Origin of the sequence: Lentilactobacillus hilgardii DSM 20176 = ATCC 8290, assembly GCF_000159315.1 — a bacterium.
Taxonomy (GTDB): Bacteria; Bacillota; Bacilli; order Lactobacillales; family Lactobacillaceae; genus Lentilactobacillus; species Lentilactobacillus hilgardii.
Genome location: NZ_GG669992.1, coordinates 672,147 through 686,346, shown reverse-complemented (window position 1 = coordinate 686,346; position 14,200 = coordinate 672,147). Strand labels below are relative to the sequence as shown.

The 14,200-nt window shown below is 39.6% G+C and carries 14 protein-coding genes and 1 riboswitch; of the genes, 4 read left to right on the top strand and 10 right to left on the bottom strand.

What is annotated here, in order from left to right:
- Positions 1-250: 250 nt before the first annotated feature.
- Positions 251-341, top strand: a riboswitch (TPP riboswitch).
- A 115-nt stretch (positions 342-456) separates the two neighbouring features.
- On the top strand, positions 457-1,125 hold the full coding sequence (tenA, locus tag HMPREF0519_RS03110; RefSeq protein WP_003557426.1) for a thiaminase II: 669 nt from the start codon (positions 457-459) through the stop codon (positions 1,123-1,125).
- Between the two features lie 152 nt (positions 1,126-1,277).
- Here the strand turns inward: tenA and HMPREF0519_RS03105 are convergent, their stop codons facing one another.
- Both HMPREF0519_RS03105 and HMPREF0519_RS03100 read right to left on the bottom strand, forming a co-directional pair.
- Positions 1,278-1,949, bottom strand: coding sequence for a Crp/Fnr family transcriptional regulator (locus HMPREF0519_RS03105; RefSeq protein WP_190870481.1), 672 nt, complete (start codon positions 1,947-1,949; stop codon positions 1,278-1,280).
- Between the two features lie 11 nt (positions 1,950-1,960).
- Complete coding sequence (locus HMPREF0519_RS03100; RefSeq protein ID WP_003557421.1) at positions 1,961-2,623, bottom strand: hypothetical protein; 663 nt, start codon at positions 2,621-2,623, stop codon at positions 1,961-1,963.
- Positions 2,624-2,698: 75 nt separating this feature from the next.
- Between HMPREF0519_RS03100 and HMPREF0519_RS03095 the strand changes: the two genes are divergently transcribed.
- Both HMPREF0519_RS03095 and HMPREF0519_RS03090 read left to right on the top strand, forming a co-directional pair.
- Positions 2,699-3,343, top strand: coding sequence for a TcaA second domain-containing protein (locus tag HMPREF0519_RS03095; RefSeq protein WP_003557420.1), 645 nt, complete (start codon positions 2,699-2,701; stop codon positions 3,341-3,343).
- A 129-nt stretch (positions 3,344-3,472) separates the two neighbouring features.
- The gene (locus tag HMPREF0519_RS03090) at positions 3,473-4,615 is read left to right on the top strand and encodes a DUF2325 domain-containing protein (protein WP_225429117.1); all 1,143 of its coding nucleotides are present in this window, start codon (positions 3,473-3,475) and stop codon (positions 4,613-4,615) included.
- Between the two features lie 201 nt (positions 4,616-4,816).
- Here HMPREF0519_RS03090 and HMPREF0519_RS03085 read toward each other — a convergent pair whose 3' ends face one another.
- The 8 genes from HMPREF0519_RS03085 to HMPREF0519_RS03045 all read right to left on the bottom strand — a co-directional run bounded on the left by HMPREF0519_RS03085 (position 4,817) and on the right by HMPREF0519_RS03045 (position 13,040).
- The gene (locus tag HMPREF0519_RS03085) at positions 4,817-5,455 is read right to left on the bottom strand and encodes a TetR/AcrR family transcriptional regulator (RefSeq protein ID WP_003634550.1); all 639 of its coding nucleotides are present in this window, start codon (positions 5,453-5,455) and stop codon (positions 4,817-4,819) included.
- 47 nt (positions 5,456-5,502) lie between these two features.
- Positions 5,503-7,110: an ABC transporter permease gene (locus tag HMPREF0519_RS03080; protein ID WP_225429116.1), complete on the bottom strand. Its 1,608-nt coding sequence runs from the start codon at positions 7,108-7,110 to the stop codon at positions 5,503-5,505.
- A gap of 1 nt (position 7,111) precedes the next feature.
- Positions 7,112-8,032: an ABC transporter ATP-binding protein gene (locus tag HMPREF0519_RS03075; RefSeq protein ID WP_003634546.1), complete on the bottom strand. Its 921-nt coding sequence runs from the start codon at positions 8,030-8,032 to the stop codon at positions 7,112-7,114.
- 888 nt (positions 8,033-8,920) lie between these two features.
- Positions 8,921-9,769 (bottom strand): aldo/keto reductase, encoded by an 849-nt coding sequence (locus HMPREF0519_RS03070; RefSeq protein WP_003634540.1) that lies wholly within the window; start codon positions 9,767-9,769, stop codon positions 8,921-8,923.
- 202 nt (positions 9,770-9,971) lie between these two features.
- Positions 9,972-10,202 carry a lipoate protein ligase C-terminal domain-containing protein gene (locus HMPREF0519_RS03065; protein WP_003557406.1) on the bottom strand — a complete coding sequence of 77 codons (231 nt, stop codon included), beginning with the start codon at positions 10,200-10,202 and terminating at the stop codon, positions 9,972-9,974.
- Positions 10,203-11,005: 803 nt separating this feature from the next.
- The gene (locus HMPREF0519_RS14255; protein WP_225429181.1) at positions 11,006-11,185 is read right to left on the bottom strand and encodes a biotin/lipoyl-containing protein; all 180 of its coding nucleotides are present in this window, start codon (positions 11,183-11,185) and stop codon (positions 11,006-11,008) included.
- A gap of 291 nt (positions 11,186-11,476) precedes the next feature.
- Positions 11,477-12,064, bottom strand: coding sequence for a TetR/AcrR family transcriptional regulator (locus HMPREF0519_RS03050; RefSeq protein WP_003634535.1), 588 nt, complete (start codon positions 12,062-12,064; stop codon positions 11,477-11,479).
- A 202-nt stretch (positions 12,065-12,266) separates the two neighbouring features.
- The gene (locus HMPREF0519_RS03045; RefSeq protein ID WP_040472643.1) at positions 12,267-13,040 is read right to left on the bottom strand and encodes a (S)-acetoin forming diacetyl reductase; all 774 of its coding nucleotides are present in this window, start codon (positions 13,038-13,040) and stop codon (positions 12,267-12,269) included.
- 271 nt (positions 13,041-13,311) lie between these two features.
- Between HMPREF0519_RS03045 and HMPREF0519_RS03040 the strand changes: the two genes are divergently transcribed.
- On the top strand, positions 13,312-14,199 hold the full coding sequence (locus HMPREF0519_RS03040; protein ID WP_003557398.1) for an ABC transporter ATP-binding protein: 888 nt from the start codon (positions 13,312-13,314) through the stop codon (positions 14,197-14,199).
- Position 14,200 lies beyond the last annotated feature (1 nt).

Below are 14,200 nucleotides of genomic sequence, written 5' to 3'. Positions count from 1 at the left end.
TAGAATAAATTGGCACTGAATTCTCAGAATAACAGATGGATAACTCATTTATGTGCTTTATTAAAAGATAGTTAACTCCCTCGAATACGGGGAATAGTGCTGTTATCCAATCACAAAACGGTTAAACAATCTTTTTTGTTTTGATGTTATCTTTCTCTTGGTATATAGTTAAATTGCGGAACAAAAGCAATGATATCATTGATCATTATCTTTGTTGGTCTTTAAAAGACACCGCTTAAAAATCAAATAACCTTGTGGTCTGGGGTGCTTTAATCGGCTGAGAGATACCCATGGAACCTGATGCAGTTAATACTGTCGAAGGAAGACCGTTTTAGTCAAACCATCATCTGTTAATATCTGACTAAAAGTCCACTTTAAACTGAAGTGGGCTTTTTTATCGTCAAAGCCGATTTTTCTCCTTAGTTTTCAAGGTTAAAAAGAAAGAGGTATTCTATTTTGACAACATTTACAAATCAGATTCACGAACTTGCAAAGCCCCTATGGCTTCGAAGTGCCCATCACCCGTTTATCAAACAATTGACTTCGGGAGATTTACCACTCTCAACGTTTCGTTATTATTTATTGCAGGATCGCTACTATTTAAGTGAATTCGGCAAATTGCACGATAAGATTGCTGATCAACTAACAGACAAAACGGCCATTCAGTTTCTCCGTGATGGTGCCGAGGGATTGAAAAATGGCGAAATTGCGGTTCGAAAGGGATTCTTTACCCAATTAAACATCTCAAAAGAAGAAATCGCTTTAACCCCGATTGCGCCTACTGCTTATAATTACGTTAACCATATGTATGCCGCCCTGTATCAAGGTACCCCTCAACGAGCAATTGCGGCATTACTTCCCTGTTACTGGCTTTACAACGAAATCGGTCAATCATTGATTAGGCAGGGATCACCAGTCGGCCTATATCAGCAATGGATTGAAACCTATGACAGTGATGGTTATACAGACAGTGTTAATAAAATGATTCAGTTGACCAATCGAGCTGCTGAGCAAGTAGATGACGCTGAAAGACAAGAAATGACGACCGCTTTTATTCGAAGCAGTGCATACGAACTGGGTTACTGGGGAATGTCGCTTCGACATGAAAATTGGGATTCACTTTAAAACGGCGTCAGGTAAGAGAGAATTCAAGTTTCAGGTTTTAAATCAACCTTTTCTTATACCGTTTAACAAGAAAATAAGAACATCAAAAGGGGCTGCCGGATCAAAATTATTTTTGATTCGACACCCCCTCTTATATACCGAAACCTATAGTCTCAAACAATGTCTGTCAATCGATCCTGGTCTACTATTTCAACCAGCGAAGCGGTCATTTTGATCACCCCATCAGCAATGAGTTGCTTAAATGTACGGCTGATTGTTTCAGGAGTTGTCCCAATGAAAGTGGCAATATCTTTTTTCTTAAGTGGCAGTTTAAAACTTGATTCGTGCAAAGAAGCGCTGGTTTCCAACAAATATTTGGCAAGCTGACCCGCAACATCGGATGTCGATGAAACCGTCTTTTCTTCTTGAAGGTTATTAATTTGTTGGCTCATCGTCGTTAGTAAATTAACAGCTAACTGCGGACTGCTTTTTAATAAAGATTGAAAGGCACCCTGATCAATTTGGCAAACGTTGGAGTCAACCAAGGCAGTTGCCGTAACATTTCGCTGATCATGACTAAAAAGAGCTGCTTCACCATCAAAATCTCCCGGCTGCATCACCTTCAAAAGTTGTTCTTTTCCACTCTCGGATATCTGGGAAAGTTTGACCTGTCCGTGCTCCAAAATCATAAAATGTCCCACCTGATCACCAGCAAGATAAATAATCGTTCCTTTAGGATATTGATGTTGAACAACCAAGCCGGCTACCGCCTTTTTTTCATCAAGTGGCAATGATTTAAAAATCGGTACCAGGTTAACACAATCCAGTGCATGTTCAGTATGCATTTTTAACCACCTCATTTTTCATTCAAAAGATGTCCCAACCAATTTTTAGTTGGCGTATCCGGTGCTGTACTCATATCAAATGGCATTGGTTTAAAAATACTTTGAACTTTCTGCCAATCAATTCCCTTTTCATTTTCAGTCATTAAATTTTTAGAAAGATCCGCAACCTGCTCAAGATTGATCTGTTGCATCAGTTGAGGATTATTTCCCAAAGTCGATAACAGAATGTTCGCAGCCAGTTGTCTGGCAACAAGTTGTTCAAATTCTTCGGTTGTGAGTGTATCAGTCAACAAAATCCGCTGTTTCAAAGGGACAGCGGGAATTTCCCGCTTTAAAAATCGCTGATACTTTGACCAGTTTCTGACAACCACCCGATAGAACTGGTATGGCACTCGAACGTTGACTTTTTTCAACGTATTAACAGCCAGTGCTTTTATTGACCAATTTTTATCTTTAGGTGCATGATCTACCCATTCGATCAGAAACCGTTGCATGGTTTCCTTATCCGTCCCAATCATTTTGGCTTTCATTGTCAACCCGTAGCGCACAAAAATGAACTTACCAAACTGCTTCTCGGTAATCATTCTATCCGACTTTTCCTGGCGGGCCCTTTTTATTTCTTTTATCTGTCGAAGCTTGCTGGACTTGGCAAATCTACCTTGTTTTACCATCATTATCACCTATACCGCAATCTATTGTTTTGGATAACATTAATTATATTATAATAGGATATAACAGAATAATCACTAATGCCAATTCAGAAAGAAAGATTGCCCTTGGAATCGCAACAACAGCGTGCAACAAAAACTCAAAAATGGCTCATCGGAATTTTGCTGGTCATTCTCCTTGCCTTTGTCGGCAGTTACTTATATTTAAATCATTATTATAGCCGGTCAGCCACAACAAATCGTTTCGTAACCGCCATCGAACAGAATGATTCTAAAACAGTGTCGTCTTTAATCCGTACGGATGATCCGGATTTTAAAGTCACTCTCCATTCGGTTCAGCCTCTAATGGCCTATTATCAAAATCATCCGAATCAGCGGGCCAAACTAAAAAGACGGATGGCGGCAACTGGTGTCGTAAACGGTGTCTTGGACTTTGTGGATACCGGTCATCACTTCTTTATTTTTGAAAAGTACCTACTCGAAGTAAAACCGATTTTCCCAACGATTAATGCCAATCAAGATAACACTCAGGTTAAAATTAATAATCGAATAGTCGCCAAAAGTTTAAACAAAAGCGTGACGCGCACATTCGGGCCTTATATTCCTGGGCGCTACAACATTATCATGACTTCAAATAATCATGGAAAAACGAAAATAGTTAGTCGTACATTTGAGTGGATAGACCCATCACCACAATCATTACACATTCAAGAAAATTTTAAATAATCGACTCATTTCTTACGTAATTTCTCCAATATTTTTTAAGAAAACTTTGTAAAATTTTAGCCTGTTCCCTTGAGGCTATTGGGAAAAGCTAGTATTCTGAATTCACAAGCAAAGGAGGAATTATCAATAATGGGACTACTCGATCACCAATTCTCATATAAAAACGAACCGTCGTTTACAGAAAAAACAAACTCGGAAATTCCCGAATTAAACCACGCAAATGTTAATTTACCTTATCCTGATCTTCAAAAATTACTTAATAAAATATCAATCCTTCAAGGTCGGATTGCTAATTTACAACAGGAAACTCAAACTAATAAAGTCACTTCTCTGAAACAATTAGATTCAACTATTACAATCGATCAACTCTGGGATTATCTACAATCCCATAACGACTTAAAAAAAGACCTTCTAAAAAAAGTTAATGCCGCACAAGCTTTCCCAGTGAGATTACATCTTTCCGGCGCCAACATTGGTACCAAATATGTTAATGAAGAAATTGTTCGTCGCTATGGTCTGTCCGATGGCGATTTAGCCAATGCCAACTTTGAGGATAGTAAAATTACCGTTAACGTCATTAAACATAATGGTCACACTTTAGACGATGCCGGCATCAAATTTTATACTGGGGAAATTGTCGACCGAAACGGTCATTTGGAAGTTGATAATCCAACCGGTGATGGTAATATCAGTGGAACTGCCGCTTTTGAAATGGGAGCTTTACCATATGTGCCGACACACGAAGAAATTGACAAGTATGATCTTAAAGTCGGCCAAATTGTCGATGTTAGCTGGTATACCAGCAACCCCGGTACTATAAAGATTGTCTGGATTCATCCGGAAGAAGCTGCTGACAGCCAAGCTGAATCCAAACCGGAAAAGCCAAAGAAGCCAACCGGTAATACGCCCAAGCCATGGACACCCAACTATGCCGAAATAAAACCAATTGTTTCCGGAAAAAATGTGCTGTTGGTCGGTGACAGTGTTTATACAGAAAATCTCCGAAGAGTAACGGATGCTTATGATGCCACCCTAACGGAAGTCGATTCAATTGATCGGGAACGTTTTGAAGCAATGGTTGAAGATGCGGATATGCTGATTATTGCACTACATTATGTCAGCCATCGCGATTCGAATCTCGCAGTCGACCTTGCTAAGGCACACGGACTAACCTACGCTACTTTTAATCAACACGCAAAGATCCCTTTCGAAATCGCACTTAGAACTGCGGCACAACGATATGAAGCAGCTCAAGTTAATGCAGAGGAATAATTTTAATGCCTCATTAATTGTCGGTTACGAAAAGATAATCAGTTACCATGCCCTAAAATCAACTTTAAAGTAGTTGAACCATTGACCATATATCTGCCACTAACCCAACTACAAAGAAAGGGTGGGTCACTTAGATAATTAAAACTTAACTATCCAAGTGACCCACTCTTTCTTTCAAATCGAGTTACTCTTTTCACTACATTACCGCTTCACTATACCATATTGAACCATATCCATATAACTTTTGACCTCATCAATTATTTCTGTCATATCCTCTATTCGGTTTAACCCCGGATGCTTTTCAAAATAATCCTGAATGCGTTTTGAAATTTCTTGAATCGTAATAGATAAATAATGCTTTACCGTTGCTTCATCAAGTTCGGGTCGTAAAGTCATTTTATCAACGATTGCGTCTACAATGATATTTTGCGTCTGCTCTGCCCACTTATTAAATGTCGAAAACACTTCATTTCTGAGCTTTTCAGGAACATTAACATCATGTGTATACACCCTTGTTAACAGAGCAAATTCATTTGGATACCGATGTGATAACTCGGTTTTATATTTAGTCGCTCGAATAATCATACTGACTAAATCATCGGAATCAGTCCAAACATTAAAATCCACAACCGAGATCAGCGTGTCCATCGCCTGGTGGACCGCTGCTACATATAGCCTCTTTTTGTTATCAAAATATCTAAAAACAGATCCTTTTGACACACCTGCTGATTCAGCTATTTTATCAGTACTTGCCCGGAAGCTGTCAGTTCCAAAAGCCTTAACAGCTGCTGCAAGAATGGCCTTTTCCTTTTGCAGATCTCTTGGTAGTCTCTTTCCCATTATTAACCTCCCTTGAAATCAGCCTACTGTTACGTCATTTGACGATGTTAACTCTCAATGTCCCTATGATTGTACCCAATGAAACCAATCACAATCATCACAAATGCAATACCGAGCATCCACGTTACCGGTGCGACATTAATGTGTGCCAACGGTACTTTTCTGAACCAGTAAAATGGCGATAGTTTCATTGCCCATGCTGGTAAATCAATCAGTCTGCCAAAGTAGGAAATCACAAACGACCCACCAAGTGCAATCCAAACAACAGCCCGCCATTTTGGCTTAATACCGATCAACGCAACCAGAATTCCGGTAAAGAGCGCCAACGTTGGCAGCATTGCTATGAATAGTCGCCAGAAATATTTAAATGCTAATGGATGCTTTAGGACTGAGTTTCCGGCTCCCATTGTTGCCATCAAAGCTACAAATAAAATAATAACAGACAGAACAAATCCGTAAATCATGTAGGTTGCTAATAATTTAGATCGACTTTCAGGCTTTGTATTAATCATCTGTAAATATCCCCGACGTTCTTCCGTGTAGAGATGATTAATGACCATTGCACCGCCCACAACTGCCAGGACGCTAAAGATCACGCCTAGGATACCAACAAACGAAAGGAGTTGGTTCTGTTCGAGATGCTGAACACCGCTTTGACCAAGAACTTGGCGAACAACCGGCGAATCATTTACAATTTTACTAATACTATTAAAGACTGATCCATAACTGGCGCCTAAGACTGCCATACCGACAATCCAGAAAAGGCTAATTGCTTTTTGATTCCAAAACAATAATGTTCCGGAGCCACGAAGAAATCGACTCGTACGTTTACCACCACGGACTTGAATAATTCCGGTATCAATGTCTCGATTGCCATTCAAGATGACGGCAACGGCAAAACCGACGACTCCCAACATCAGTAGTAACCCCGCCGGCAGCCAATTATTTTTCGTGTAAATATCGGTTTTCTCAATCCATCCAAACGGTGAGAACCAAGTATAGTCTGAATTTGAAACATCAGTCATCATTCGTACCAAATACGTTATCCCAAAGAACGCATAATTATAAATGGCAACATTATGACTATCGGCAACCAATTGTGCAAAAATAAGTGAGATCAGTCCAAAACTTAGTCCAACCGCACCTAATGTTACTGCAAATAACCAATTGCCGTTTCCATCACTTCCGGGCATGTTTGCCACCATCATTCCGGCCCCCGTGACAATCACAAATGCACAGTTGGCAATCACTAATTCCAAACCGGCTGCAGCAAGGGGCGCCAGTCGTCCAACAGGATGACCGCCCAAAACCATTTCAGTAAGACCAGATTCTTCTTGACCACGCGTCGCACCAACTGACAGTGAAAAATTGAAGATCACCATAAAGATGCCCCAAAAGACCATCATTTCAGATGCAAAAATAATGGCAGTATTTAAATGAGCCGTCGTCATTGGGCCAAATAATGACACCATTGCTTGAGATTTCAACGTCTCTGCAATAGTTGAAATCTGCTTGGGTGTACCATAAATCCCCTCGAACTTTGCAGCTACAGCGACAAACATTCCTGCCAAAACAACCAGCCATATCGTCATTTTTAGCCAATCGCGTTTTATATTAGCTTTTAGCAAAGCTATTGTTTGAGCATATTGTGTCATATTAATCGCCACCTTTTTGATCGTCGGCAGACTGATAGTAACGCAGGAAAAGGTCTTCCAGCGTTGGCGGTGTTGTTTTTAGCTGTACAATTGTTTTTGCTGAAAGCAGGTCCATAACATTTCCAATCTGATCCGAATCAACACTGAATTCAGCAGTTGTTTTGGATGAATCATTGAATTTTAATTGATAGACACCTTCAGCTTTCTGTAACTCATCAAGTGGCTTCTTCGTTCGAACGGCAACTGTATTACGAGTTAGATGTTGCATTGATTCCAACGAACCAGCTTCAATCACGTTTCCCTCACGAATAATGGCAATTGTGTCACACATCTTTTCAACTTCTGAAAGAATATGGCTTGAAAGCAAGACACTTTTGCCCGCTTTTTTAAGTTCGGCAACGTGTTGCTGAAAGATCACTTCATTTAACGGGTCCAGTCCCGAAGTTGGTTCGTCAAAAATATATAATGAAACATCGGTTGAGAATGCAGCCACCAGTGCGACCTTTTGCCGATTTCCTTTTGAATAGGTTCGATTCTTCTTACTGGTATCCAATTTAAACTCTTTAATGAGTTGATCTGTTCTAGCTGTATGCTTTTGTCCGGACATATGCAACAATAAGTCAATTGTCTGCCCACCGGTCAAATTAGGCCAAAGGTAAACATCCCCGGGTACATAGGACAGATTCTTATGAATGGCAACCGAGTCTTTCCAAACATCTTTGCCGAAGACAGTTGCTGAGCCACCCGTAGCTTTAATCAGACCCAGAATAACTCGAATCGTTGTAGACTTTCCAGCACCGTTTGGTCCGATAAAACCTAATACTTCGCCCTTATGAAGCTGTAAATTAACGTTCCTTAATGCTTGGAACTTCCCAAAGGATTTCTTTAAATTTTTCGTTTCTAAAACAAGTTCATCATTCATAGCTAACACCTCTCATACTTAAGAACAAGCCCTATTCTTTCTTTCGCCCTTAGTATATATATTAATGACTACCCAGTCAATAACCATGCAGTCATTAATAAAATTAATTTTTTGGTCAGTAAACCAACTTACTGTTAAAGGATTTACAAGCATCATAATCAGACGGGTTATTGAACCAAGTCATGATAATTGTTAATCTATTACTAATGACTAAATAACGACACGAGGTGATCCAATTGACCACTTGGAATCTGTTCAAAAAAATTAATTATTACAAAGATGTCTCAACAACTTTTCGTTGCCTTTATATTCTCCTTATCTTCTTAGCAGTGGCTTCCCTATTTAGATATGTCGGTGAGCTTGCCGGTCTTTTAAAAAAAGTCGGACCTTCATTTCACTCTTAATATGCACACTTTCGTTTGAACAAATCCCACTTATGGCAACTCTGGCTGCATGTGTATCAGCCAAAAGATCAGCTTATTCGACAAATAACAAAACACATCAACTATCACGAAACAAAACGGAAATTTTCAACCTTAGTCTAAGAACGAAATCGAATACATTCTTTTTTATTGTCCATCATTCGTTTATCTTAATTATTGGCAATTTTTTAATTAGCCTTATCATTTACCCAGGCCAATTTCTTCAAGATCCAATTTTATTGTCTATTCGGTCACTGCCTTGGGCACTACCAACCATTATCGTATTCATACTTATTCTTAGTCCCGGCGTTCAAAGTGGCTTCTCCAAAAATTAAAAAACCAGGAAAATTCAAAAATCGTTTCTGAATCTTCCTGGAAGAATATTTTTTATTCGTATTTTACATAGTGAATTTTTAACAGATTATCGTTAATCCAAGTTCTACCCAAAACACCTTATTTTAAGCAATTACTTTCTAGTATCTGGCCATTGATCGATACCATTGGCAACCTTTCCATTTGGATTATGCCACTGAAAGTCATCATACCAAAGGCCACGTCTTCCTTGATCAAGCTCGTTGATTTTTTGAACATCTTCATCACTTAATGAAAAATCAAAGATTTGGCTGTTTTGAATGATCCGTTTTTCGTGGGTAGATTTAACAACCGTGATAATGTCACGTTGCCATTCCCAGCGCAAGATAATTTGAGCAGCTGAACGGTCATACTTTTTAGCCAACGCATCAATGACCGGATTGGTCAAAGACTCACCGCCACCAAGTGGTGACCACGCTGTCATTTCAATATCGTGGCTTTGATCAAAGGCCAAGATTTCATGTTCCTGGTTAGTTGGATTGAATTCCATTTGGTTAACAGTCGGTATGATTTCGGCTTCTTCAAGCAATTTTTCCATTCGGTCATTATCAAAATTAGAAACACCAATGGCCCGAACCTTACCCTCACGATACAATTTTTCCATTGCATGATAACTTTCAATATAAGTCTTATCTACCGGCCAATGCATCAGATAAAGATCAACATAATCCAGTCCTAAATCTTTTAGTTGGTTTTCAAACGCCTTAGAAACCTGATCATAATCTCCCTGTTCACCATTATAAAGCTTAGTTGTCACAAATAGGTCGGAACGCTTTAATCCTGCCTGTTCCAAGCCAAGTTTAATGCCAGCACCGGTTCCCTGCTCATTACCATACTGTCGTGCAGTATCAATTGCCAAGTAGCCATTCTTGATTGCGGCTGCAACCGAATCACGAGACGTCCGGTTATCGGTCTTCCAAACCCCTAAACCAAATCGCGGCATTTTAACGCCGTTATTCAAGGTAATTGTTGAGTGTAATCCGTCCAATGTGAAACATCTCCAATCATTTTATAAACCAATTAAATCGTAACATATCAATTAATGTGATACCAAATCAGAAGCTGGGAACAACGCATAAAATTAAAAAAGCCTTAAAAACCACTTTTAATTACTAAACTCAAGCAGTTCCTAAAACCATAATACCTTAATTTAATTCTGACGAAAATAGCATCGATGTTAATTGATCAGCACTGATACCCATAATTGGCGCTGTATCAAGCTGATTCGTAATAATTTCCGAAATTGTTTTTTGATCAAAAACAGTACCGATTAAAGCCGATTCAAAGCTATCCCTATCCAGGTTACTGAAAAGGTCGCCAGATAATCGAATACCTTTTAATTGATGATTACTAAGCGTATAGCTGATCTGTGCCAAGCCATCGCCTTTAAAGTAACATTTGCCGGTATGTTCAAATAATTGCTCTGTCCAGAAATAAATTCGGGATTTGCAAAACGTGGGGTTGCAATCGCCGAAATCCTGTCTTCATCTTGGTCAGTCAGCTGATATTTTTGATATTATCCAGCCGTTAAACCGCTTATAATAACCGCTCTTTAAACTCCAAAACCGACCAAAGTGGTTGTTGCTCCTTCAAATTAACAGTTTGCTGATAAACGTCAGTCAACGTCACGGGTAAATAAATCATTTTCCGCAAACTGCCTCATCAGTTTCACCAAGGTCAAGCATGATCCCTGTTTTGACGAAGGTCGTCTTTGGCACATACTGCTTTACATATAGTGAGGTATCATAAATAACATGATGTCGAATTTTTGGCGTAATTGAGCTTATCATTTCCATACAATGGTTAAAAAACATCCGGTTTGGCAGCTAAATCCGGCAGGGCATCTCGATCAGCACCGGTAACAACCACGTGACTTACAATCGTTGGTAGCCTCGGCAACCCGATATGGTTCCATTAAATCAACAGGTCTTGGGTGATCATGGGGAATATCGTAGAATCGACAGGCCCGGATACTGTTAGGGCCTAAAATGATAAACGAAGCTGTCCCACTCCCAAAGCATTCGCCCAAATTGGGACAATTATCTTCCGCACAAACCGTGTTCAGTTTCAAACCGGACAACAATTGATTCATTTGGTCAACTTTCTTTTGATCATATGTCACTTTTAACCAATCCGACCTCTTTGATGCTTCTTTCTTTTCAATTTGTGATTTTCCCCTTTAGCTATCCGAAGCTTCGATTGTCGCAACTAAATCTCCCACCTTGGTCGTATCACCCGTCGCAGCCTTCTGTTCCTTTAAAACACCATTTTCTTCACTTTCAACCTGACTAATCACTTTATCTGTCTCAACCTCAAATAGGATATCGTCCTGCTTAACAGCTTCCCCGGGGTTCTTGATTCACTCACCGAAAAAGTAATCGTCAGACTTTGGGCCTAATTTTGGCATGTGAACTTCTTTTAACATTTTGGCCGCCCCTTAAGAATAATTGGATTCTTGGCCTCAATATATCATCGTTCATCAAATTGTGAAATAGTGTTTACAGCAAATCAAAAAAAATCCTTAATTATCTATTAACAGTAGGATTAATTGCATATATTTTTTATTTAAATTGTGAATAGTTCATTTTTAAGCATCGTTATAAAAAGACACCCGAATATTCCAGCCTATGTCTTTTTAACGCCTAAAAGGTCAAGGGGGGCTCAGATACTTGGTCTTCATGATAATGGTTGATATTTCTTTGGGCGTCTCGGGATTACCTTCTGTAAGCCAAACCTTAATAATGCTCATTAATCCCGAAACAATAATTTCTCGAGCAAAATTATCAGGGATTTTAGTCGGCCTGGTGTGCCCTTTCACCTCAACCAACTGCCTATCAATTAGTCGACCCAATAATTTCTTGATTTTTGTCTCAAGTTGGGAATCCCCGCTCGGGCCCAATAACGCTCGGGACATGTTAAATTCTTGATTGAGATAATCAACGACCGTTTCAACCGCCGCACAGACGTGGAGTGTCCCTTCAGAAACATCCTGATAGCCGATTTTTTCATCCGAATGATCCAACACTAATTTTTCAATATGAGTTAATATCTGATCTTCAAAATCGCTCACCATCGCTGTTTTATCATGATAATGCGTGTAAAACGTGCTGCGGTTAATCCTGGCAAATTTAGTAATATCGCTCACAGTCATCGCTTTTATTCCCTTTGTTTCTGTCAGATAAATAAAAGCCGATTTAATCTTTCGTTCCGTATTGACGACTTTTTGATTTGATGGCATGTAATTCCTCTAAAGGTGCATCAAATATTATCTTAAGCGACTTAAGAAGCTAAATCAATCACGTAAAGGTTAGTATGCTGACTGGCTTCACCCCATCAATTTAAGAGACAAGTATGGACACACCAAAAGGGCCAAAGCAGATTTTGCCTTGACCCTTCGTAAGCTTAATAATAAGTCCTTATTTAACCGACACACTAATTAATTAATGGAACTGCATCCCACCATCAACAATAATTGTCTGGCCGGTAATATAATTAGAATCTTTACCAGCAAGGAATGAGACAGTAGCTGCAACATCTTCGGGCTCCGATAATCGTTTCAAAGCAATATCTTTTGCGAATTGTTGCATGCCCCACTCATCGTCTTTACCGGCATTCTTACCAACTTGATGTGCAATATCAAACATCATCGGTGTCTTAACAATACCTGGTGCATAAGCATTGGCCGTAATACCTTCTTCAGCCAAATCACGAGCAAGCACTTGAGTGATCCCACGAACTGCAAATTTGGTTCCTGAATAAAGGGCCAGGTTAGGATTCCCAACAACACCGGCTTGTGAAGTTGCATTGATAATCTTACCGCCGTGTCCTAATTTCTTGAAGGCTTGATGAGCGGCCTGAGCACCCCAGAGAACGCCACCAACGTTAACGCCGTATACGAGTCGGAATTGATCCGGTGTAATGGTATCCAAAGGTGTGGTTGGTCCAAGGCCTGCATTATTGACAATCACGTCAAAGCCGCCCAATTTATCCACAGTTTCATTAACAGCAGAAAAGACAGAATCACGATCTGCAACATCTACCTTAACGCCAATGGCCTGACTGCCATCCGGCGATAATTTAGCGGCTACCTTATTTGCATTATCGATATTCAAATCCGCAACTGCTACCTTAAAGCCATCTTCGTGTAACCGTGTTGCAATTGCTTCACCAATTCCTTGACCGCCGCCTGTAACCAACGCTACTTTTTCTGCCATAATAAGTGCCTCCATTTTCTTTTTTGTATCCGCTTACATTATACTTCGCAAGAAAATGATTCACAATGAAAAAAATCTTTTTTTCATTGTGAATCATGTGACATTTGTCATCCCTATTCATGACAATCCTTACTACAAGCCAAATAGCTATCAATATATACTATGACTGTAGGTAGAAAAAAGAAGTGACCTATATGACAAATGCTGTTTCGTTAACAAACTTATTCGTTGCATCTACTATAAAAATAGATAAAAGAAAGAGGCGGGCAACATGACAGCTGCTATTCAATTAAAAAACTTATCCTTTGCATACCCTAATAAGCGGGTACTTGATCATCTGAATTTGCAAATTCAATCAGGCGAAATCTTTGGGTTGGTCGGTCCAAACGGTGCCGGAAAGACCACCCTGCTCAATCTCATCCAGGGCATCTTAAGCTCCCACAATCATGCCATTACCGTTTTGGACAGCCAACCGGGAAGCACCATTGTTAAAGAAAAAGTGGCCACAATGTTTCAAGATGATTTACAAATTAACAATGTCAAAGTAAACGAGTTCATTAAGTTATTTGCGGCACAAGCAACCCATCCCAAGAATCCCGAAACAGTCATAAAGGAACTTGGTCTTTCAGATATTCAAAATCAACTCATGAATAAACTATCCGGTGGACAACGTCGAAAAGTCAGTTTTGCCAGTGCCATTGTGTCAAATCCGCAACTCTTATTTTTAGATGAACCAACCGTGGGTATGGATGCAGAAACTCGGCAAAATTTTTGGCGCTATATTGAAAAGTTGCGTCAGCAAAACGTCACTATTGTCATTACCAGCCACTATCTTGAGGAAATTCAAAAAGTGGCTGACAGAATCGCCATTTTACAAGACGGGCAATTTCGTTACGTTGGTACTTGGCAGACACTTCAAAGCCACCATGATAATGGTCAATTCAATTTCAACACACAGCTGGAACGATCATTGTTCACACATTTACCAGCTGTTGAATCCGCCACTCAAACCGACGCCAATATGACCTTAATCAGTAACGATACCGATTTAACGTTAAAGGCACTATTGCCTTTTATCGATCAGCTGCATGACATCACGATTACGCGTGAATCATTGGAGTCAATCTTTTTGGAAATGACAAATAAGGGGGATCATTAAG

Bases quoted from the DNA above. Each gene is read 5' to 3' on its own strand.
- HMPREF0519_RS03040 (WP_003557398.1), top strand. From the start codon at position 13,312: ATGACAGCTGCTATTCAATTAAAAAACTTATCCTTTGCATACCCTAAT.
- HMPREF0519_RS03095 (WP_003557420.1), top strand. From the start codon at position 2,699: ATGCCAATTCAGAAAGAAAGATTGCCCTTGGAATCGCAACAACAGCGT.
- HMPREF0519_RS03050 (WP_003634535.1), bottom strand. From the start codon at position 12,064: ATGCCATCAAATCAAAAAGTCGTCAATACGGAACGAAAGATTAAATCG.
- HMPREF0519_RS03085 (WP_003634550.1), bottom strand. From the start codon at position 5,455: ATGGGAAAGAGACTACCAAGAGATCTGCAAAAGGAAAAGGCCATTCTT.
- HMPREF0519_RS03090 (WP_225429117.1), top strand. From the start codon at position 3,473: ATGGGACTACTCGATCACCAATTCTCATATAAAAACGAACCGTCGTTT.
- HMPREF0519_RS03105 (WP_190870481.1), bottom strand. From the start codon at position 1,949: ATGCATACTGAACATGCACTGGATTGTGTTAACCTGGTACCGATTTTT.
- HMPREF0519_RS03045 (WP_040472643.1), bottom strand. From the start codon at position 13,040: ATGGCAGAAAAAGTAGCGTTGGTTACAGGCGGCGGTCAAGGAATTGGT.
- HMPREF0519_RS03070 (WP_003634540.1), bottom strand. From the start codon at position 9,769: ATGCCGCGATTTGGTTTAGGGGTTTGGAAGACCGATAACCGGACGTCT.
- HMPREF0519_RS03100 (WP_003557421.1), bottom strand. From the start codon at position 2,623: ATGATGGTAAAACAAGGTAGATTTGCCAAGTCCAGCAAGCTTCGACAG.
- HMPREF0519_RS03075 (WP_003634546.1), bottom strand. From the start codon at position 8,032: ATGAATGATGAACTTGTTTTAGAAACGAAAAATTTAAAGAAATCCTTT.
- HMPREF0519_RS03080 (WP_225429116.1), bottom strand. From the start codon at position 7,110: ATGACACAATATGCTCAAACAATAGCTTTGCTAAAAGCTAATATAAAA.